The organism is Halostella limicola, assembly GCF_003675875.1.
Taxonomy (GTDB): domain Archaea; phylum Halobacteriota; class Halobacteria; order Halobacteriales; family Natronoarchaeaceae; genus Halostella; species Halostella limicola.
The window spans coordinates 886516-904343 of sequence record NZ_RCDI01000002.1 but is presented as its reverse complement, the minus strand read 5'-3'; the positions used below and the strand labels follow the sequence as shown (position 1 = coordinate 904343).

General features: G+C 69.5%; 23 protein-coding genes. 8 read left to right on the top strand and 15 right to left on the bottom strand.

Annotated features, from left to right (window positions below):
* Window positions 1-11: 11 nt before the first annotated feature.
* The gene (locus tag D8670_RS12425) at window positions 12-389 is read left to right on the top strand and encodes a NifU family protein (protein ID WP_121818406.1); all 378 of its coding nucleotides are present in this window, start codon (window positions 12-14) and stop codon (window positions 387-389) included.
* Window positions 390-407: 18 nt separating this feature from the next.
* Here D8670_RS12425 and D8670_RS12420 read toward each other — a convergent pair whose 3' ends face one another.
* The 3 genes from D8670_RS12420 to D8670_RS20985 form a co-directional block, all read right to left on the bottom strand.
* Complete coding sequence (locus D8670_RS12420) at window positions 408-1826, bottom strand: ribonuclease FAU-1 family protein (protein WP_121818405.1); 1419 nt, start codon at window positions 1824-1826, stop codon at window positions 408-410.
* Window positions 1823-2200 (bottom strand): DUF7532 family protein, encoded by a 378-nt coding sequence (locus D8670_RS12415; protein ID WP_121818404.1) that lies wholly within the window; start codon window positions 2198-2200, stop codon window positions 1823-1825. The genes D8670_RS12420 and D8670_RS12415 overlap by 4 nt, the downstream gene beginning before the upstream one ends.
* Window positions 2201-2291: 91 nt before the next feature.
* Entirely contained in the window at window positions 2292-2435 is a 144-nt protein-coding gene (locus D8670_RS20985; RefSeq protein ID WP_162994288.1) for a hypothetical protein, read from the bottom strand.
* A 158-nt stretch (window positions 2436-2593) separates the two neighbouring features.
* Here D8670_RS20985 and D8670_RS12410 point away from each other — a divergent pair, with 158 nt between their 5' ends.
* Window positions 2594-3583, top strand: a complete 990-nt coding sequence (locus D8670_RS12410) for a PrsW family intramembrane metalloprotease (RefSeq protein ID WP_121818403.1) — start codon at window positions 2594-2596, stop codon at window positions 3581-3583.
* A 21-nt stretch (window positions 3584-3604) separates the two neighbouring features.
* On the opposite strand, the gene D8670_RS12405 is transcribed toward D8670_RS12410, so the two are convergent.
* Window positions 3605-4201: a riboflavin synthase gene (locus tag D8670_RS12405; protein ID WP_121818402.1), complete on the bottom strand. Its 597-nt coding sequence runs from the start codon at window positions 4199-4201 to the stop codon at window positions 3605-3607.
* An 83-nt stretch (window positions 4202-4284) separates the two neighbouring features.
* Between D8670_RS12405 and D8670_RS12400 the strand changes: the two genes are divergently transcribed.
* The 3 genes from D8670_RS12400 (at window position 4285) to D8670_RS12390 (ending at window position 5514) form a co-directional block, all read left to right on the top strand.
* The gene (locus tag D8670_RS12400) at window positions 4285-4524 is read left to right on the top strand and encodes a DUF7533 family protein (RefSeq protein WP_121818401.1); all 240 of its coding nucleotides are present in this window, start codon (window positions 4285-4287) and stop codon (window positions 4522-4524) included.
* 69 nt (window positions 4525-4593) lie between these two features.
* Window positions 4594-5076 (top strand): peroxiredoxin family protein, encoded by a 483-nt coding sequence (locus D8670_RS12395; RefSeq protein ID WP_121818400.1) that lies wholly within the window; start codon window positions 4594-4596, stop codon window positions 5074-5076.
* Window positions 5077-5175: 99 nt separating this feature from the next.
* A complete protein-coding gene (locus D8670_RS12390; protein ID WP_121818399.1) occupies window positions 5176-5514 on the top strand; it encodes a DsrE family protein in 339 nt (112 codons plus the stop codon).
* 111 nt (window positions 5515-5625) lie between these two features.
* Here the strand turns inward: D8670_RS12390 and D8670_RS12385 are convergent, their stop codons facing one another.
* The 5 genes from D8670_RS12385 to D8670_RS12370 form a co-directional block, all read right to left on the bottom strand.
* Window positions 5626-7008, bottom strand: a complete 1383-nt coding sequence (locus D8670_RS12385; RefSeq protein WP_121818398.1) for a dihydrolipoyl dehydrogenase family protein — start codon at window positions 7006-7008, stop codon at window positions 5626-5628.
* Window positions 7009-7090: 82 nt separating this feature from the next.
* Complete coding sequence (locus D8670_RS12380; protein ID WP_121818397.1) at window positions 7091-8167, bottom strand: M24 family metallopeptidase; 1077 nt, start codon at window positions 8165-8167, stop codon at window positions 7091-7093.
* Between the two features lie 7 nt (window positions 8168-8174).
* The gene (locus tag D8670_RS12375; protein WP_121818396.1) at window positions 8175-10013 is read right to left on the bottom strand and encodes a UvrD-helicase domain-containing protein; all 1839 of its coding nucleotides are present in this window, start codon (window positions 10011-10013) and stop codon (window positions 8175-8177) included.
* A gap of 87 nt (window positions 10014-10100) precedes the next feature.
* Window positions 10101-10259, bottom strand: a complete 159-nt coding sequence (locus tag D8670_RS20980; protein WP_449272253.1) for a DUF7563 family protein — start codon at window positions 10257-10259, stop codon at window positions 10101-10103.
* A 424-nt stretch (window positions 10260-10683) separates the two neighbouring features.
* On the bottom strand, window positions 10684-10869 hold the full coding sequence (locus D8670_RS12370) for an HVO_0416 family zinc finger protein (protein WP_121818395.1): 186 nt from the start codon (window positions 10867-10869) through the stop codon (window positions 10684-10686).
* Between the two features lie 189 nt (window positions 10870-11058).
* Between D8670_RS12370 and D8670_RS12365 the strand changes: the two genes are divergently transcribed.
* Window positions 11059-11712 (top strand): alpha/beta hydrolase, encoded by a 654-nt coding sequence (locus tag D8670_RS12365; protein WP_121818394.1) that lies wholly within the window; start codon window positions 11059-11061, stop codon window positions 11710-11712.
* Window positions 11713-11730: 18 nt separating this feature from the next.
* Here the strand turns inward: D8670_RS12365 and D8670_RS12360 are convergent, their stop codons facing one another.
* Window positions 11731-11979 (bottom strand): hypothetical protein, encoded by a 249-nt coding sequence (locus D8670_RS12360; RefSeq protein ID WP_121818393.1) that lies wholly within the window; start codon window positions 11977-11979, stop codon window positions 11731-11733.
* Window positions 11976-12296: a rhodanese-like domain-containing protein gene (locus tag D8670_RS12355; RefSeq protein ID WP_121818392.1), complete on the bottom strand. Its 321-nt coding sequence runs from the start codon at window positions 12294-12296 to the stop codon at window positions 11976-11978. The genes D8670_RS12360 and D8670_RS12355 overlap by 4 nt, the downstream gene beginning before the upstream one ends.
* A gap of 152 nt (window positions 12297-12448) precedes the next feature.
* Here D8670_RS12355 and ubaA point away from each other — a divergent pair, with 152 nt between their 5' ends.
* A complete protein-coding gene (gene ubaA / locus D8670_RS12350) occupies window positions 12449-13273 on the top strand; it encodes an SAMP-activating enzyme E1 (protein WP_121818391.1) in 825 nt (274 codons plus the stop codon).
* A 335-nt stretch (window positions 13274-13608) separates the two neighbouring features.
* Window positions 13609-14361: a mechanosensitive ion channel family protein gene (locus D8670_RS12345; protein WP_121818390.1), complete on the top strand. Its 753-nt coding sequence runs from the start codon at window positions 13609-13611 to the stop codon at window positions 14359-14361.
* A gap of 113 nt (window positions 14362-14474) precedes the next feature.
* Here the strand turns inward: D8670_RS12345 and D8670_RS12340 are convergent, their stop codons facing one another.
* The 4 genes from D8670_RS12340 to D8670_RS12325 form a co-directional block, all read right to left on the bottom strand.
* Window positions 14475-15809 carry a hemolysin family protein gene (locus D8670_RS12340; protein ID WP_121818389.1) on the bottom strand — a complete coding sequence of 445 codons (1335 nt, stop codon included), beginning with the start codon at window positions 15807-15809 and terminating at the stop codon, window positions 14475-14477.
* A gap of 95 nt (window positions 15810-15904) precedes the next feature.
* A complete protein-coding gene (locus tag D8670_RS12335; RefSeq protein ID WP_121818388.1) occupies window positions 15905-16375 on the bottom strand; it encodes a desampylase in 471 nt (156 codons plus the stop codon).
* A complete protein-coding gene (locus D8670_RS12330) occupies window positions 16372-17295 on the bottom strand; it encodes a cobalamin-binding protein (RefSeq protein ID WP_121818387.1) in 924 nt (307 codons plus the stop codon). Before D8670_RS12330 ends, D8670_RS12335 begins: the two co-directional genes overlap by 4 nt.
* Before the next feature lie 93 nt (window positions 17296-17388).
* A complete protein-coding gene (locus D8670_RS12325) occupies window positions 17389-17670 on the bottom strand; it encodes a hypothetical protein (protein ID WP_121818386.1) in 282 nt (93 codons plus the stop codon).
* Between the last annotated feature and the right edge of the window lie 158 nt (window positions 17671-17828).

The following is a 17828-nucleotide window of genomic DNA, read 5'->3' as shown; positions in this document are numbered from 1 at the left end:
AGCCCTCCCCAATGACCATCGGTTCACCCCAGGACCCCGACTCCGAGGAGCCGCTCGCCGAGCGCGTCGAGACGTGGCTGGTGAAGCAGATGCCGATCATCCAGATGCACGGCGGCACGAGTTCGGTGCGGAAGGCCGACCCCGAGGACGGCGAGGTCGTCGTCGAGCTCGGCGGCGGCTGCTCGGGCTGCGACGTGAGCGAGGTCACCGCCGGCAACATCGAGGCGGACCTGCTCAAGTGGCCGGAGATCGAGGAGGTCACGGTCCGCGTCCCAGAGGGCGGCGAGAACCTCGGCGTCGACCAGGCCGAGAGCATCATGGGGATCGACCGCACCGAGGGCGGCCGCGGCGACTGGGGCTCGTCGAACCCCGGCAAGGACCATCTGTAGGGTCCGGACCGCGCCCCGCTATAGCGCCTTCTCGACCGCTTTCGCGACGCTTCTCGCCTTTTCAGCGAGTGCCTCGGAGACGTTGCCGGCCTCGACGGCCGCGTCGAGTTCGTCCAGGTCCACCACCTCGACGCTCCCGTCCGGGCGCTTGATGACGTCGACGTGCAGGTCGACGTACCGGACGCCGTCCGGGAATATCTCGACCGGCGTGCAGACGTTGACGTAGGTCCCCTTGCGCTCGCCGTCTTCGCCGCGGTAGACCGTGGGGTACCACCACCGACCCTCGGTCAGTTTGGTGATGGCGGCGTCGCCGCGCTCGCGTTCCGTTCCGAGCGCGTCGTACGTGCCGCTGCCCCGCATCGTCCGCCGGACCGTGATCTTCCCGTCGGGGTCGTAGTCGGTCACGTCGCCAGTGCCGAGCGCGTAGCACCGCCCGTCCGGTTTCCCGTGGACGATCGCCACCTCGTCGCCCTCCAGCGGTCCGTACTGTTCGGTCACGGCCTCGAAGGGGAACTCGCGCCCGTCGAGGTCGCCGTCCTCCACGACTGCCTCCACGAAGTCGACGGCGGAACTGGCCGAGCGGTGGGCCGCCTTCGCGCGGTGGTGGCCCGGCATCGTCGTCTCGACGGCGCGGCGGGCCTCGTCCAGCGCGAACCGGCACTCGCGGCCGAACCAGCACCACGTCGTGGCGTAGGGCGCGGCGATGCGGGTCGGCGCGTCGTCGCCGGGATCGGGCGCGTCGCCCAGATCGTCTTCCAGGGCGGTCGCGCGGTCGGCCGCGGCGTCCAGCGCGTCGCCGAGCGCCCCCATCTCGGCGTCGACGGCCGCGCGCTGCCAGCGGACGCCCCAGTCCTCGGGCGCGTCGGCGGGCAGTATCTCCGTCGATCGGACGAGTTCGGTCGCGCGCTCGTCCGGCGCGTCGGCGGAGACACCGTCGCGGTCCCGCGAGAGGTCGACGAGGCCGCCCGGCACCGCCAGACCCGCGCCGAGCAGGGGCCGGTCGTCGCTCCACGGCGGTTTCGGCTCGCGCACCTGCACGCGGACGCGGTTGCCGTCGTCGACGTAGCCGTCGACGGCGCGGAAGGGGAGAAAGCCCTCGCGCTCGCCGTTCAGGTCGACGACCGCGCCGCTGCCGAGCGTCTCCGTCACGCGGCCGTTGAACACCGCGCCGAGCGCCGCGTCGTCGTCCCAGACGAACGCGTCGCGTCCGACGTCCGCGAGGTCCCCAGCCACGCGCTCGACGGCGTCGGGGTCGCCCGAGACGGCGACGCCCTGCCGGTCGTCGGTGGTGTCGACGCGGACGTCCGCCGGCGCGGCGTCGAACTCGGCGTCGAATCGCCGGCGGATGGGCGGCGACGCCTGCACCACGTCGAACGCCTCGCGCAGTCGCTCGGTGAGCGCGGTCGTGTAGATGCCGCGGACGCGAACGCTCGTCATTCCAGTCGCTCGCGGGCGTCGGCGAACAGCACCCGGTCGTGGATCGTCGGGCCGAGCGTCAGTTCGACGAGGTCGTCGTCCAGCACGCGCCCGTCCTCGACGTACGCGCCCCACGTGTCGAAGCGGAGCCACCCGCGCATCTCGTCGGCGTGGGTCGTCAGGTCGAGGTAGTCGACGGAGTGCTCGGGGTAGTCGCTGGCCGAGTGGGCCATGTCCATGTCGGAGTAGACGGCGTCGCGCTCCTCGAAGAAGTCGACGAGGTCGGCGGCGGTCTCCTCGGTGGCCTCGACGACGGCCTCCGAGGCGGCCTGCAGGTCGTCCGCGTCCAAGCCGACCTCCCGGAGTGCCGACTGCGTTCGCTGGTCGAAGTGCATGTGGGCCGCTTCGCGGGCCAGGGATTTGAACGGAGCGAAAGAGCGGTCGCTACCGGGGCGTCGGAAACTCGGCTATCGCCGGATAGAAAACTCAGTCGTCCGCGGCGAGCTCGCCCGCCCAGTTGGCGTCGGCCTCGGTGACGGTCGTCTCGGCGACGTCCGGTTCCGCGGGTTCCTCCGCGTTCGTTTCTTTCTCTTCGGCGTTTTCCTCCGCTGTGGGCGGGGACGAGTACATGATCCCTCGACTGTTACTGAACATCGTTACCCGAACTGGCGGATCGTCCCTGATAAGCGCCACCCTATAACACGTTATGGTATATAATGACATACAAAGATACGGCGCCACAAAAGCTAGGCCCAAACATTACCCCCCGAGATACTGTATACGCGGGTATGTCATCGGGTCGCGATCCCGTGGACCGCGCGGCGGACGGTTCGCGGGACCTCTACGACGTTAGCGACTGGGAGCCTCGCTCGGCCGTCGACCGCCTCGCCGTCGCGGTCCACGGCAGCATCCGGCCGATCCTGCGGTGGATCCTCATCCTGCTCGGCGTGGTCATCCTCGTCGCGCTGTTCGCGCTCGGGAGCCTCGGCGCGGTGCTCGACCCGTACGTCGGCGCGTTCGTGCTGCTGTCGGCCGTTCCGGCGCTGCTGCTCGCCCTGTACGTCTGGAAGGCCGACGTGACGAGCGGCGAGCCGCTCGACCTGCTCGTCGCGACGTTCGTCCTGGCCGTGCTGTTCGCCGGGTTCGCGGGCGTCCTGAACGACTTCGGGAGCGTGCTCCAGATGATCGACTTCGGGGTCGTCGGCCTCGGCTCGATACTGTTTTTCTACCTCGTCGTCGGGCCCGTCGAGGAGATCGTCAAGATGCTGGCGGTTCGGTTGTGGGCCTACCGGAGCCCCCGATTCGACTCCGTGCTCGACGGCGCGGTGTACGGCGCGGTCGCCGGCCTCGGTTTCGCGACCATCGAGAACGCGCTGTACATCACCCGGTTCATGGAGGACGGCGGCGTGTTCAGCATCGCCTTCGTCCGTGCGCTGGCGGGGCCGGGCCACGTCGTCTACTCCGGCATCGCCGGCTACTACCTCGGCCTCGCGAAGTTCAATCAGGAGAACGCCGGCCCCATCGCCGTCAAGGGGATCCTCGTCGCTGCGTTCGTCCACGCCACCTACAACGTCACCGTCGGCATCGTGCCGCCGCTCGTCGCCGACGCCACGGCACTCGGCCAGGGCGCGGCATTCGTCGGGTACATCGTCCTCTACGTCACGCTCGCCGGGCTCTACCTCTTCCGGAAGATCTCCCGGTACAAGTCCGTGTACAACTCCGTCAACGCCGAGCGCGACCACCAGCCCGCGCCGGAGCGTACGGAGTTCGAGAGCTAACGCCCGTCGACTGGTCGAGGGCTAGTACCCCTCGACGAGCTGCTCGGCGTACTTTGCGATCACGTCCACCTCCACGTGGACGGGGTCGCCCGGCTCCTTCTCCGAGAGCGTCGTCAGGTCGTGCGTCGTCGGGATGACGGCGACGGTGAACGTCTCCTCGCCGCGGTCGGCGACCGTCAGGCTGATCCCGTCCAGCGCCACCGAGCCCTTGTCGACGACGTAGCGGGCGTGGTCTTCGGGGAGCGCGAACTCGAACTCCCAGTCGTCGCCGACCCGCCGAACGTCGACGACCTCCGTCGTCGCGTCGACGTGGCCCTGCACGAAGTGGCCGTCGAGGCGGTCGTCCGCCCGGAGCGCGCGTTCGAGGTTGACCCGGTCGCCCTCGCCGACGTTCCCGAGGTACGTCTTCGCTCGCGTCTCCTCCGCGAGGAACACCTCGAACCACTGGCCGTCCGCGCCGTCGCCGAACGCCTCGACCGTGAGGCAGGCTCCGCTGACGCTGATGCTCTGACCGTGGGCCAGTCCGTCGTACCCGCTCGCGATGCGCAGGCGCAGGACGCCCTCCGCCTCGTCCGCGGAGAGCACCTCGCCGGTCTCCTCGACAATGCCGGTGAACATGTACCACGCTCGGACCCGCCGGGGCAAAACCCTCCCGACTCGGACGGACGGACTTTTCTACCCCGCCGGCCTACCCCGCGGCAATGAGTCGCGGCATCATCGGCACGATCCAACTGGGGGCGACGCTCGTCTTCGCCATCCCCGTCGCGTACGTCGGCGTTGACTTCCTCGTCTCCGGCCGGACGCTCGTCGGCGCGGGCTTTCTCGTCGTCGCGGCCCTGATGGTGGCCGCCGAGGAGTACCTGACGACGCCGGGCGACCTGCCCGGCGAGGCCGCGGAGAAGGTCGTCGGGGCGGTGGCGAAAGACGAAGAGGAGAACTGAGCCGTCTCGCGTTCTCGACACCGCCTCCGGTGCGCCAAGGCTTTTCCGCGGGTTCGGCCTAACGCGCCCATGTCGCTCGAAGGCGAATCCGCGCCCGAGTTCACGCTCGAAAGCACCGCCGGCGAATCGGTCGCGCTCTCGGACACGCTGGACGAGGGCGCCACCGTAGTCCTGATCAACCGCGGGCACTGGTGCAGCTTCTGCGCCGAGCAGCTCCAGACGTTCAGCGAGGTCTCCTACGACCTCTGGTTCAACGAGGACGTGGACGTGCTCCCCGTCGTGACAGACACGCTGCCGAAACTGCGGGAGATGCGCGACCGGTTCGACTTCGACTTCCAGTTGCTCGCCGACCCCGAGGGCGAAGTGGCCGAACAGTACAGCGGTACCGAGCAGACGAGCCACGGACTCACGGGCGTCGCGGCGACGTACGTGATCGACGAGGAGGGGACGGTCCGCTACGAGCAGGTCGCCGACCACCCGGCCGACCGCACCTACGGGAACTGGGTCCGCTACTTCGTCCGGAATGGCTACGAGGCCCCGTTCGGCGAGTAACCCGGCCGCGAGGACCGCCCCGAAGGCTTCCATTTTCCGGCGGACACGTCGTCTCCCCTCCACAATCACTATTGATAACTGGTCCGTGGAAACTGTGGCATGCAAACTGTGTTCCACCTCATCACGGGTGACGCGGAGGAACAGGAGACGGCGCTGACCATCGCGGAGAACCTCACGAAGGACGACTCCGTCGACGTGACCGACGTCGCGGTCGTCGCGCAGTCAGAGGGCATCGAACCGCTCCGGGCCGACGGCGAGGGGAGCGACATAGTGCGGGACCTCCTCGAACAGGGGATCGAGTTCCGGGCCTGCAGCAACACGCTCGACATGCTCGACATCGCGGAGGCGGACCTCGTCGACGGCGTCGAGACCGTCCCGTCGGGCGCGGGGGAACTGACGCGCTTACAGGATCAGGGGTACAGCTACATCCGCCCGTAGCGACGCGACCGCCACCGCGCCGACCCGGTTCATAGGGACTGTTGTAACTCATTTCGGTATTTCGCCGACGCGGGGTCGGCGAATACCGGTAAACAGTTACATCACTCCCTATCACAACCCGTTCGGCGCGACGTCCCTGACGTCGCGGAACGCGCCCTGCACGACCTCCGAGAGCGCCGGGTGGACGTGGATCGTCTCGGCGATCCGCTCGGCGTCCGCGCCCGCCGCGACCGCGGTGGCGACCTCGTGGACCAGTATTGACGCGTGCGGGCCGACGACGTGGAAGCCGAGGATCTCGCCGTCCGGCGCGACGACCGCCTTCGCGAAGTCGCCGTCCTCGGCCACCACCGTTCCGAGCGCCGTCTCGCCGTACGCGAACGTGCCGACCTCGCACTCGCCGTCGACCGCCGACTCCGCTTTCCCGAGGCTGCCGACCTCCGGCGAGCCGAAGATGGCGTGGGCCATGCCGGGGTACTCGACCGCCTCGCGCTCGCCGTCGACGGCGTTCGCGACGACGCACTCGGCCTCCTTGTCGCCGGAGTGCTTGAACATGTAGTTGCCCGCGATGTCGCCGATCGCCCACACGCCGTCGACGGAGGTCTCGAGATGCTCGTCCGTCTCGACGAACCCCTTCTCGTCGGTGTCGATCCCCGCGGCGTCGACGTTCCAGCTATCGGAGTTCGGTCGCCGCCCCGCGGCGAGCAGGACCTCGTCGCCCCTGACCCGTATCTCCTCGCCGTCGTCGTCCTCGGCCGTCACGACCGTCGCCTCGCCGTCCTCGGTGAACGCGCTCGCCTCGTACCCCAGTCGGAGGTCGAAGCGCTCGCGGTAGGCCGCCGTCAGGCGATCTGCGACGTCGCGGTCCTCGCGACCGGCGAGCACGTCGCTGCGCCCGACGATAGTCACGTCGGCCCCCATCGCGCCGAAGAAGTGGGCCATCTCGACGGCGACGTACCCGCCGCCGACGATCACGAGGTGGTCGGGCAGCGCCTCCAGACGGAGGGCGTCGGCGCTGGTCAGGAAGTCGACCTCGTCCGTCCCGTCGATGCTCTCGGGGACCATCGGCCGCGACCCGCCCGCGAGGACGACGTCGTCGCCCGTTATCCGCTCGCCGCCGTCGACGGCGACCTCGACCGCGCGCTCGTCGACGAACTCCCCTTCGGCCTGGTACAGCGTGATCCGGTCGTTCGCCCGCGCTCGCTCGGCCTTCGCCTCGGCTTCCTCGGTCACCGCCGCCGTGACCTCGGCGACGACGTCCTCGTACGCGATCCCGTCGAGCGACGCGTCGACGCCGTAGCCCTCGGCGCCGCGGACGGTCTCGACGACGTTGGCGCGGTGGATCAGCTGTTTCGACGGGTTGCACCCGCGGTTGAGGCAGGTCCCGCCGAGGCGGTCGCGCTCGACGAGCGCGACGCCCTTCCCGCGGTCCGCCGCCGCGGCCGCTACCAGGTTCCCGGTACCGCCCCCGAGCACGACGAGGTCGTAGTCGGACATGGCCGTACTACGCCGAGAGCGGCAAAGAAAGCGGGGTTGCCCCGGCGCCGCGCGACGACCGTGGGCCCGACAGCGCGGCGGGCTACGGCCGCAGCGACCGGTCGGTCGTCCCCAGCGACTCGTAGCCGTCCTCGGTGACCGCGACGAGGTCCGTCAGGGCCACCGCGCCGCCGTCCGGGTCGGTGACGGCCGGGGTTATCGCCAGCACCGTCCCGGCCGGCAGGGGGTCGTCGCTCCGCAGGTCCGGCCGTTCGCGGACGGCGAGACCGACGCCGTGCCCCGCCGTCTCCGGGAGCGCGTCGTCGGCGAAGCCGTACGCGCCGCACTCGACGAGGACCTCCTCGCGGATCGTCGAGGCGGCGACCCCCGCTTCGAGCTCGCGGTAGACGGAGTCCATCGCCCGCTCGACGGCGAGCTGGGCGCGGCGCTCCCAGCCGCCCTCGCCCTCGACGACGAACGTCCGGGCGAGCGCGCCGCGGTAGCCGCCGGGCTCGCGCGGCGCGACCCGGACGACGACCGTCTCGCCGGCCGCGATCGGCGCGTCGGGAGCCCGCTCGCCGGAACCGACGGTCACGCCGGTGTCGTTCGCGGGGCTCGCGCCGTTCGACCGCACGGCGGCGTCGACGGCCTCGCGGAGCGCCCGCGCCGTCAGCGGGTCGCCGTCGCGGCGGAGTTCGCCGTCGGCGACGCTCGCCGCGCGCAGCGCCTCGCGGGCCCGCTCGACGCCGGCGACCGCGGCACCCTGCGCGTCGGCGATCCGCTCGCGCTCGGCGGCGGACTTGACCGCCCGCGCCCGCTCGACGGCGGCGGTCGAGGCCAGTTCGAACCCCGCGTTCTCGGCGTAGAGGGCGGCGTCATGCGGGACGTTCCGGGGGGTCAGCACCGTCCCGTCGACGCCCAGTTCGTCGAGGACGGCGACGGCCGCCTTGCCGACGGGCGCGTCGATCGCGCGGGCGTTCGCGCCGGCCGCGGCTTCCAATTCGGTCGGGACGCAGAGTGTCGCGCGGCCGTCGGCGTAGACGACCGCCGCCTCCCCGTCCGGGAGCGGGCCGGCGCAGTACCGCAGCGTCGGCTCGTCGGTGCGGCCGGCGTGGAGGAAAGCGGCGGCGTCGCGCTCGGCGAGGGCGGCGTCTATCGCGTCGGACGGGAACGCTGGCATCCCGCGGTCACTTGGCCTCGAGGGGCTCTTTCGCCTCGTCGATGAGCTCCTCGATGTCCGTCTCCGTCGGCTCGTTGTGGAGGAGCACGTCGATAGGCAGGGTCGGCGCGCCGTCGACGAGGTTCTCCAGCAGGACGAGCCGCTCCCGGGCGCGGCTCATGCCGACGTAGAAGACGCGGCGCTCGTTGTCGGTCAGCGTCGGCACGGGGCTGGTCGTCTTGGTGAACTCCTCGCAGCCGGGCACGTCAGTCGGGTCCTCGACGGTGGCGGCCATCTGCTCGACGACCTTCTCAGTCAGGTCGGTCGCGACGAACACGTGGTCGGCCTCGCGGCCCTTCGCGCTGTGGATGGTGCCGACGCGGAAGCGGTCGCGGTCCATGTCGTCGTACTCGCCGGACGCGAAGTACGCCCGCATGCTCTTCTTCTGGAAGCTGGTGACCTTCCGTACCATGTCGGCCGCGGAGGCCGGACCGGGCATGAACGGGGCGTGGTCGTTGACGACCTCGGAGTCGATCCAGATCTCGGTGAGGTCGTCCGTGTCGGCCTCCTCCTCGCGCTCGTCGATGTAGTCGAACAGCTCGTCGCGCTCGTTGGTGCCGAACGCGGAGTCCTGCAGCATGTCCGCGAGGCGGCGGGCCTGCAGCCCCGTCACGTCCTTCCCCTCGTCGACTCGCTCGACGGCGGTGACGTACTGGTCGAGGCGGTCGGTCCACATCCGTTGGTCGGTGAGACACTGGAACGGGATGCCCTCGGTGATGAACTCGTCGATGAACCGGAACATCTGGTAGCGCGCCCGGAACAGGATCATGATCGAGCCGTCGTCGGTGTCGACGGTTCGCCGGACGTTCCGGACCAGATCGAGCATCGACGGGCTCTCGACGGCCTCGACGACGCCGCCCTCCGTCCGGGGCGAGAGGTTCTTCTCCTGGCGCTCGTCGATGTGGCCGATCTCCTGTTGCACCGTGTGGAGGATGCGCGAGGGCAGGCGGTAGGAGGTGTCGAGGATGACGTCCTCGCCGCCCTCCTCCAGGAGGAGCTGCGGGTCGGCCCCCTGCCAGGCGTACACGACCTGGTCGTCGTCGCCGGCGATGAGCGCCTTCTTCAGGTGGGGCTTCCACTCCTCGTACACCTCGTACTGGAGCTGGGTGATGTCCTGGAACTCGTCGATGATCAGGTAGTCGACGTTCGGCTGGAGCGAGCGCTGCTTGACGCGCTTGAGCATGTCGGCGAAGCCGACGAGGTCGTGCTCGCCCTTGTAGTTGCGCCAGCCGCGGATCGCCTCGGGAACGTCGATGCGGTCGTCGTCGCTCGACCAGGTGGGGGTGTACTTGTTCCCCTCCTGGGCGCGGTCGTCGATCTCCGGCGGCAGGCGGACCGTCTCCTCGTCCCACTGGAAGGGGACGTCGTACCAGTCGGCGACCTCCCGGTTCGTCCGCTGGAGCCACTGGCTCGTGGCGATGATCTTGTTGCCGATCGTCGTCGACCGGGCGGTGCGGCGGCCGGCGCCGCCGTGTTCGTCCTCGAACTCGATCCCGTACTCCTCGCAGAACTCCTCCTTGTCGCCCTCGCCTACGACGTCGTTACGGGAGAGATCGAGCAGTTCGTACGCCTTCGCGTGCATCGTGCAGACGTTGCCCTTCAGCGATCGCGGGTTGGCGTCGAGGCGCTCGGCGAGGCGCTCGCGGACCTCCGCGGCGGCGGCGCGCGTGTAGGAGACGACGAGCACGTCGCGCATCTCGACGTCGTCGTCGTCCAGGATACCCTCGACACGGTCGAGGAGGGCAGTCGTCTTCCCGCTCCCCGGACCGCCGAACAGCCGGGTCACGGCCGTGTCGGACTGATTCATTGTCACACTCCAAGCCCCCGACGATAATAAGCCTCGTGGGATCGGTCCGACGCTGTCGGACGGTTGAGAACTTCCGGAAGACGCCGTTCAGTTGTTCCGCGGGGAGCGGGCCTTGCGGACGTCGCTCCCGTCGCGGATCTTGTCCTTGCAGTCCGGGCAGACGCGCGGGTCGTCGACGCCACGCGGCGTGAATACTCGTGCGTACGCATCCGTGACGAACGACCCGCAGTTCTGGCACTCCGGCATTTGTATCTCCATCGCTACCTGAGGAAATAATATGTTATAATTTTATCGCTGACAGACATGCTTCCAGAGATACGTGTCACCACACCACGTGGATCGGGCCGAGCGGGGCGACGTCTCACCGTCAGATCGGAGTGATAGATAGTGCGAGAAGGCCGATACGTTCTCCCGGAAATCCGGGACGATATCGCGAAGGGGGTAGAGTCCGGGATCTGACTCGGCACCGCCTCCGATGCCCGATTCGCCGTCGCGGCGGTCGGTTCGGTCCGGTCCGTTCGCGAGCAAAAGCGAGTCCGAGGGGTTCGTCGGTCGCTCCTCCGGCGCTCGCGGAAGCCGTCGACGCCGCGCTCGTGGCGTTTGACGCCGGGCTGTTGCGGCGCGACGTCACCGGACGAAATACTGAGTCAGAATAACTGAGGGGCGTCTCTCACTCGGCCGGACCCCAACCGCAGACCGAACACTCCGTCGCCGAGGTGTCGTGAATCCCGCCGCACTCCGGACACTGCTTCTTGTTATACGTCGTCTCCCAGTCTACTCGCTCCGTTTCGTGACCGTGCTGCGAGAGGAACTGGTCGAAAACGTCGTCGCCGGAGTCGTCGGGTGCTGATGCCATACATGGTAGGGTATGACACACCACTACATAAATCGTGAGGGTGTGACAGCACCTGCCGTTTCACCGAACTCCGACAGAACAGTCGTCGTTTGACTGATATCCGACAACCCCCGGCCATCGCGCCGACGGCGGGCGTGCGCGGAGCCGCACGACCGACAGTATAACTCGCTGGAGTCGGAACGAACGGGCATGTCCGAGGAGTCGTTACCCCTCACCCACGTCAGTCAGCCGCCGGAGGCGGGCGACGGTCCGGCCCCCGCGGTCGTCGTCCTGCACGGCCGCGGGACGAACGAGCGGGACCTGCTGCCCATCGCCGACGAACTTCCGGGCGAACTCCACGTCCTGAGCGTTCGCGCGCCGGACCGGCTTCAGGGCGGGTACACCTGGTACGACCTCGACCTCTCGGAGGGCGGCCTCCACGCCAGCCAGCCCGACCCCGAGGGGTTCGAGCGGAGCCTCAGACTGGTCCACGAGTTCGTCGACGCGGCCGTCGACGAGTACGGCCTCGACGCCGACCGGGTCGGCCTGCTCGGGTTCAGTCAGGGGGCGATCACCGGCCTCTCGGCGCTCGTCGAGCGGCCCGGCGCCTACGACTGGGCGGTCGCGCTCAACGGCTATCTCGCGGCGGCACACGAGGACGACGCGGACGCGGCCGCCGGGAAACCCGTCTTCGTCGGCGCGGGGCAGATGGACCAGGTCATCCCCGTCGAGCGGGCAGAGCGGGCGGCGGAGCTGCTTGATGAGGCTGGTGCTGACGTCACCTTTCAGAAGTACCCCGTCGGCCACGGGACGACGCCGCAGGAGGTCCGCGACGTGGCCGCCTGGGTGGACGAGCGGCTGTAGCCGGGTCGCCGGCAGCCGTTACTCTTTCACGTCGCCGACGGCGTAGTCGCCCGGCCCGTCCTCGACGCGGACCAGCGCGTCTGGGGCGTCGAAGTCCCCGCGCGTCGGCGCACAGCCCATGTGGCCGACGGTGCCCCACCCGCAGGTCTCGCAGACCGCTTCGTCGCGCCGGAGCGTCCCGCCGTCCGCGGGGACGTAGCCGCCCTCGATCGTCTCGCCGCACTCGGCACAGGAGAGGGAGTCGGCGAGGCCCTCGAACTCGCTCATGCCTCCTCCAGGTCCCCGTCCCACTCGTCGTAGCCGCCGGCGAGCGAGGCGACCGTCGTCTCCGGCCCCACGTTCTCGTGCGATTCGAGCAGGCGTCCCGCCTGCACGGAGCTCTGTCCGATCGGACAGGCGACCACGACGTCGTCGCCCCAGTCGCGCTCCTCGACCGCCGACGTGAACTCGGGGAACGGGACGTTCTCCGCGCCGGGGATGTGCCCCTCCTCGAAGGCCGCCGCGGGGCGGATGTCGACGACCTGCACGTCGTCGCCGTCGGCCAGTCGCTCCTGCAGTTCCGCTGGCGTGATCTCCTCGACCATCTCGCTCGCCACTTCGTCGTCGCCGCGCTAAACCCCTTCGCACGCGGACGGCGGTAGCAGGCCAGTCACGCGCCCGCCCGCTCGACCGTCGAGTCCCGGCGTCGTCGGCCGACGGCGGACGGTTTAAGCCCGTTCCCCCGCAATCCGGAGGTATGAGCGACCTGAACCTCGACGGGACGCAACTCGACCGCTACTCCCGGCACATCATCATGGACGAGGTCGGCCCGGAGGGGCAACAGCGCCTCCTCGACGCCTCGGTCCTCGTCGTCGGCGCCGGCGGCCTCGGGTCGCCCGTCATCCAGTACCTCGCGGCGGCGGGCGTGGGCCGTCTGGGCATCGCGGACGACGACGTCGTCGAGCGCAGCAACCTCCAGCGCCAGATCGTCCACGGCGACGGCGACGTGGGCCGTCCGAAGGCGGAAAGCGCGGTCGACTACGTCGAGCAACTGAACCCGGACGTCGACGCCGTCCCGCACGAGACGCGGGTGACCAGCGACACCGTCGCCGACCTCGTCGACGGCTACGACTTCGTGGTCGACGCCAGCGACAACTTCCAGACGCGCTACCTCGTCAACGACTACTGCACGCTCGAAGGCGTACCCTTCTCCCACGGCGCCATCTTCCGGTTCGAGGGGCAGGTGACGACGTTCCCCGGCGACGACGACTCGCCCTGTTACCGCTGCCTGTTCCCCGAGGCCCCGCCGGAGGGAACCGTGCCCGACTGCGCGACGACCGGGGTGCTCGGGGTCCTCCCCGGCACGGTCGGCTGCATCCAGGCGACCGAACTCGTGAAGCTCGTCATCGGGAAGGGCGAGACGCTCGACGGCCGCGTGCTGATGTACGACGCGATGGACATGACCTTCGACGAGGTGCCGCTCAGGAAGAACCCGGACTGCCCGGTCTGCGGCGACGACCCCGCCATCGAGTCCGTCAGCGACGTGGAGTACGCCGAGACCTGCTCTATCGCCGCGGACTGACGGGATCCGGCGAGGCGGTCGACACCCGGGACGAGACACACCCTCCTCGGCGGTGATAGAACTCGGCGCTTACCACGACGAGCGAACGGCACCCACGCCTAATCGCACGTCTGCACGGTAGCGGGGCGTCGTTGCCGCGCGCCCGGCGGCGCCGTTCAGAGCAGGTTTCTCTGGTCGGTAGGGTGATCTCCCCGTGCTATCAGTTCGACTGGATGAATGAACTGTGGATTTACCCGCGCATCGGCCAACAAATATAATCAAAATATCTAACGAAAATTTATTTCTTAGATATTCTCCGTTTAACAAAACCCGTCAAGCCCCTCCGTCCGAACGCAATGTACAGTCAACTGCTCGTCCAAGAAACGGCCGTCCTGCAGCTGCGGTCCATCCCCGGATTCCTGCAGGACGTGATCGCACAGATACTGGCGTTCCTCCCGCGACTCGTCGCCGCGGTCGTCATCCTCCTGATCGGGTGGATCGTCGGCCGCCTGCTCGGGGGAGTGGTGCGGCGCGCAACGGACGCCGCCGGCGTCGACGAACAGGCGCGCGGAACGCCGCTCGGCCGCATCGCCGGCGACTCGACCGACCCGGTGTCGTCGTTCCTCGGAACGATCACTGCCTGGTTCGTGTACGCTCTGGCACTGCTCGCCGCGGCGGACGCGCTGGCCATCCCGCTGCTGTCGCGGTGGCTCACGACCGCGGTGTCGTACCTGCCCGCGCTGGTGGGCGGTCTCCTCGTCATCGTGCTCGGCTTCATCATCGCCGACTTCATCGGCGACGCGATAGAGCGCACCCGCGCGGCGACGCACACGGCGTACACGAAGTGGTTCGCCACGGGAACGCGGCTGTTCCTCTACTTCACCGCCGTCGTCATCGGCCTCAGCACGATGGGGATCGACGTCTCCATCCTGTTCATCTTCGCCAGAGCGCTGGCGTACGGTCTCGCGGCGGCACTCGCCATCGGCGGCGGCGTCGCCCTCGGCTGGGGCGGTAAGGACTTCGTCGCGCAGAACATCGACCGCTGGGCCGGCCAGGCGAAGCGGCAGACGCCCGAACCGGGGCCCGAGAGCAGTCCGAGCGACGACTGACTGCCCGTTGGGGCCCGTAAACCGGCTCTACACGCCGTTTACCCGTTTTTTCTCCGACGCGCGTTGCGCCCGACGAGCGCCGCGGCCCGCTCCATCCCGGCTGAGCAACGGCGTCACTGCTCCCCCTCTTCCTCCGCGCTCGGCGTTCCGTCCGTTCCCGCCGATTCCGGCTTCGTCACCCGCAGGGTCCGGACCCGCGCGTTGTCCATCCGCTCGACCTCGATGCGGACCCCCTCGTGCTCGACCGCGTCGCCCTCGTCGGGCACCCGGCCGAGGCGACCGTAGACGAACCCCGCGATAGTCTCGAACTCCTCGCCCTCGGGTATCGACACGTCGAGTTCCTCGTTGATCTCGTGGACGTTCACGTCGCCCCGGACGCGCGCGGTCCGGTCGTCGATCATCTCGATCGCCGGGCGTTCAGCCTCCTCCAGCATCTCGCCGACGATCTCCTCGACGATGTCCGCTAGCGTGACGATCCCCTGGGTCGTGCCGAACTCGTCTATCACGATCGCCACGCGCCGGCGGTCCTCGCGCATCTCCACCAGCAGTTCGTCCACGTCCTTCGTCTCGGGGACGTGCAGCGCCGGTTCGGCGATCTCACCCGCTGTCGCCGCCGTCCCGTCTCGGTGCGCGCGGATCAGGTCCGGAAGCTCGACGACGCCGACGACGCTGTCGAGCGTGCCCTCGTACACCGGGAGCCTGTCGTGGCCCTCGTCGACGCAGACGTCGATGGCCTCGGCGACGCTCGCCTCGGCCTCGACGGCGGTCACGTCCAGCCGGGAGCGCATCACCTCCTTGGCGATGCGGTTCCGGAACTGGAAGATCCCGAGCAGGAGCTCCCGCTCCTGCTCCTCGATGACGCCCTCGCGCTCGCCCGTCTCGATCAGCCGCTGTAGCTCGGTGCGGGTGACGTACGGCGTCTCGATCGCGGCCGTGGAGCCGGTCAGCCGGTTGACGACCCGCGTGAGGCGGTCGAAGAGAACGATCAGCGGGTACATCGCGTACTCCGCGAGCTTCAGCGGCCGCGCGACCCGCCGCGACCACGTGTCCGTGTGCTCGACGGCGTAGGACTTCGGGGCGCTCTCGCCGAACAGCAGGACGAGCGCGGTGATCCCGAACGTGGAGATCAGCACGGACTCCGCCGGCGGGAAGTGCAGCGCGAGGACCGTCGTCGAGATGGAGGCCATCGCGATGTTGACGACGTTGTTGCCGACGAGGATCGTCACGAGCAGGCGGTGCGGGTCGGCCTTCAGGTCGCGGACGAGGGCGGCGTTGGGGAGCCCCTCGGCCACCATCGCCTCGACCTTGTGGTCCGCGAGCGAGAACATGGCGATCTCCGTGGAGGAGAAGAAGCCGGAGAGGGCGATGAGGACCGCCACGGCCGCGCTCCCGCCGATCGTTATCGTTCGCGTCGTGACCTCGACTCCGAACTGCAGCGGGACGGTCATGCCGGGTGCTACGTGGGTCAGCCCCGTAAGCGGTGGTAGTTACGACCGAGACCGGTGACCGCCGAGATCGGTCGTCGCCGGCGAGAATCGGCGCGTCAGTCGCGCTCCACGCGAACCGCCTCCTCCCTGAACGCCTCGCCGGTCCAGCGCCACGCCCCGACGCGCTCGTCGCGCAGGTCGACGATGACGTACGACGCGCCCGGCCACGTCGCCTGCGCGCGGTCGGTCGCGGACGGTCCCGCCGGCCCCGTCGGGTGCGAGTGGTAGAAGCCGACTACCTCGCCGCCCCCGTCCTCTATCGCCTCGATCCGCTCCAGTTGCTCGGCCGGGTCGAGTTCGTACCGCGTCCGCGGTCTGTCGGCGACGTTCTCGACCGGGAGCGCGGTCTCGACGCGGCGCTCGCCGGCGTCGCTTTCGCCTCCCGAACCGCCCGTCGTTCCGCCCAGCACGCCACAGATCTCCAGAGGCGCGCCGTCGCGGGCGTGGTCGAGCACCCGGTCGTACGCGCCGCCCGAGAAAACGAGGTCGTCGGTCGCGTCGCCGGACGCCGCCCAGTCGTCGGTCATCGCCGGGTCGCTGTCGCCGAGGGGAACGCCGTCGCGACGCTCTCCGGCGGCGCGTCGAACAGGTCCGGATGGACCAGTCCGGCGAGGTGTTCAAGCGAGTCGACCAGCCGCGGCCCCGGCCGGTTCATGTAGTGGTGGCCGTCCATCGCGTACGCCCGGCCGTCCCGCACCGCCGTCAGGTCGTCCCACCCGTCTCTGTCGGTGAGTTCGCCGGCGTTCGCTATCGTCCGGTCCAGTCCGAACCCGCAGGGGGCGGCCACCAGCACCTCGGGGTCGTACTCGCGGACCTCGGCGAACTCGCGGGGGCGCGACCGGTCACCGGGGTCGGCCATGCCGTACTCCCCGCCGGCGATCTCGACCAGTTCGGGGACCCAGTGGCCCGCCACCATCACGGGATCGGTCCAGTCGAGCACCGCGACCCGTGGGGTCGATTCGGCCTCGCTCGCGCGCTCCTCGACGGCGCGGACGCGCGCCTGCAGGTCGGTCACGAGTTCCGCGGCGCGCTCCTCGCGCCCGGTCGCCGCGCCGATCCGGCGGACGTCGTCGTAGAGGTCGGCTAAACTGTGCGGGTCGCTGGTGAGTATCTCCGGGTCGGCGTCGATCCGGTCGACCGCGCGCTCCACGAGCACCTCGTCGACGGCGCAGACGTCGCAGATCCCCTGCGTGACGACGAGGTCGGGGTCGGCGGCGTCGAGCGCCTCGACGTCGATCTCGTAGACGCCGCCGTGGTCGCGCTCCGCCTCGACCACCTGCTCGTTGATCGCCTCGCTGCTGGCCTCGGGGTCGACCCGCGAGCGGTTCATCGCCGGCTTCTCGGCCGCGTCGGGCGGGTAGTCGCACTCGTGGGAGACGCCGACCGGCTCGATCCCGAGCGCGTACGCGATCTCGGTCGCCGAGGGGAGGAGCGTGACGACGTTCATGCGGGACCGTTGGGAGCGAACCCGGTTAAACGCCGCGTCCGCCGGCGGCGCGGGCGGCGTTCGTTCCCCGCTGACCCGTCGTACAGACCGGCGTCACCGCTTGACGCCATCGCGGGGCCGTTCGAGCCACACCAGATACAGCACCGCCGTCCCGAGGAAGGCGAGTCCCACCTCCGGGAGGAGCAGGTACTCCACGCCCCCGCCGCCGCCCGGAACCAGCGCGGCGGCGCTCGACGCGGCCTGGGCCTTTCGCACCGCGCTCACGATCCCGATCCCGACGACGCCGACCCCCAGGAGCGTCGCGAGAAACAGCGCGGTCACTTTCGTCCTGGTCGACCAGACGCGGATGACTGTGCGGACTTCGTTGGTGCCCATACTCGCCGTGACACCGTTTCCCGGGTTTGTTATGCGCCGTTTTCCGGACCGCTCTCGCCGGCACCGATCGCGTGAGATCTCGTCGCCGTAAGTCGTTTCTAGAAACACTCTGACGGAATAAAAACGCGACCGGACTCGCGCCCGGTCGCACGCGGTTG

Bases quoted from the DNA above. Each gene is read 5' to 3' on its own strand.
- D8670_RS12335 (WP_121818388.1), bottom strand. From the start codon at position 16,375: ATGACCGACGACTGGGCGGCGTCCGGCGACGCGACCGACGACCTCGTT.
- D8670_RS12390 (WP_121818399.1), top strand. From the start codon at position 5,176: ATGCAAACTGTGTTCCACCTCATCACGGGTGACGCGGAGGAACAGGAG.
- D8670_RS12400 (WP_121818401.1), top strand. From the start codon at position 4,285: ATGAGTCGCGGCATCATCGGCACGATCCAACTGGGGGCGACGCTCGTC.
- D8670_RS12340 (WP_121818389.1), bottom strand. From the start codon at position 15,809: ATGACCGTCCCGCTGCAGTTCGGAGTCGAGGTCACGACGCGAACGATA.
- D8670_RS12415 (WP_121818404.1), bottom strand. From the start codon at position 2,200: ATGCACTTCGACCAGCGAACGCAGTCGGCACTCCGGGAGGTCGGCTTG.
- D8670_RS20985 (WP_162994288.1), bottom strand. From the start codon at position 2,435: ATGTACTCGTCCCCGCCCACAGCGGAGGAAAACGCCGAAGAGAAAGAA.
- D8670_RS12375 (WP_121818396.1), bottom strand. From the start codon at position 10,013: ATGAATCAGTCCGACACGGCCGTGACCCGGCTGTTCGGCGGTCCGGGG.
- D8670_RS12410 (WP_121818403.1), top strand. From the start codon at position 2,594: ATGTCATCGGGTCGCGATCCCGTGGACCGCGCGGCGGACGGTTCGCGG.
- D8670_RS12380 (WP_121818397.1), bottom strand. From the start codon at position 8,167: ATGCCAGCGTTCCCGTCCGACGCGATAGACGCCGCCCTCGCCGAGCGC.
- D8670_RS12325 (WP_121818386.1), bottom strand. From the start codon at position 17,670: ATGGGCACCAACGAAGTCCGCACAGTCATCCGCGTCTGGTCGACCAGG.
- D8670_RS12360 (WP_121818393.1), bottom strand. From the start codon at position 11,979: ATGAGCGAGTTCGAGGGCCTCGCCGACTCCCTCTCCTGTGCCGAGTGC.
- D8670_RS12345 (WP_121818390.1), top strand. From the start codon at position 13,609: ATGTACAGTCAACTGCTCGTCCAAGAAACGGCCGTCCTGCAGCTGCGG.
- D8670_RS12330 (WP_121818387.1), bottom strand. From the start codon at position 17,295: ATGAACGTCGTCACGCTCCTCCCCTCGGCGACCGAGATCGCGTACGCG.
- D8670_RS12365 (WP_121818394.1), top strand. From the start codon at position 11,059: ATGTCCGAGGAGTCGTTACCCCTCACCCACGTCAGTCAGCCGCCGGAG.
- D8670_RS12395 (WP_121818400.1), top strand. From the start codon at position 4,594: ATGTCGCTCGAAGGCGAATCCGCGCCCGAGTTCACGCTCGAAAGCACC.
- D8670_RS12425 (WP_121818406.1), top strand. From the start codon at position 12: ATGACCATCGGTTCACCCCAGGACCCCGACTCCGAGGAGCCGCTCGCC.
- D8670_RS12405 (WP_121818402.1), bottom strand. From the start codon at position 4,201: ATGTTCACCGGCATTGTCGAGGAGACCGGCGAGGTGCTCTCCGCGGAC.
- D8670_RS12355 (WP_121818392.1), bottom strand. From the start codon at position 12,296: ATGGTCGAGGAGATCACGCCAGCGGAACTGCAGGAGCGACTGGCCGAC.
- D8670_RS20980 (WP_449272253.1), bottom strand. From the start codon at position 10,259: ATGCCGGAGTGCCAGAACTGCGGGTCGTTCGTCACGGATGCGTACGCA.
- ubaA (WP_121818391.1), top strand. From the start codon at position 12,449: ATGAGCGACCTGAACCTCGACGGGACGCAACTCGACCGCTACTCCCGG.
- D8670_RS12420 (WP_121818405.1), bottom strand. From the start codon at position 1,826: ATGACGAGCGTTCGCGTCCGCGGCATCTACACGACCGCGCTCACCGAG.
- D8670_RS12370 (WP_121818395.1), bottom strand. From the start codon at position 10,869: ATGGCATCAGCACCCGACGACTCCGGCGACGACGTTTTCGACCAGTTC.
- D8670_RS12385 (WP_121818398.1), bottom strand. From the start codon at position 7,008: ATGTCCGACTACGACCTCGTCGTGCTCGGGGGCGGTACCGGGAACCTG.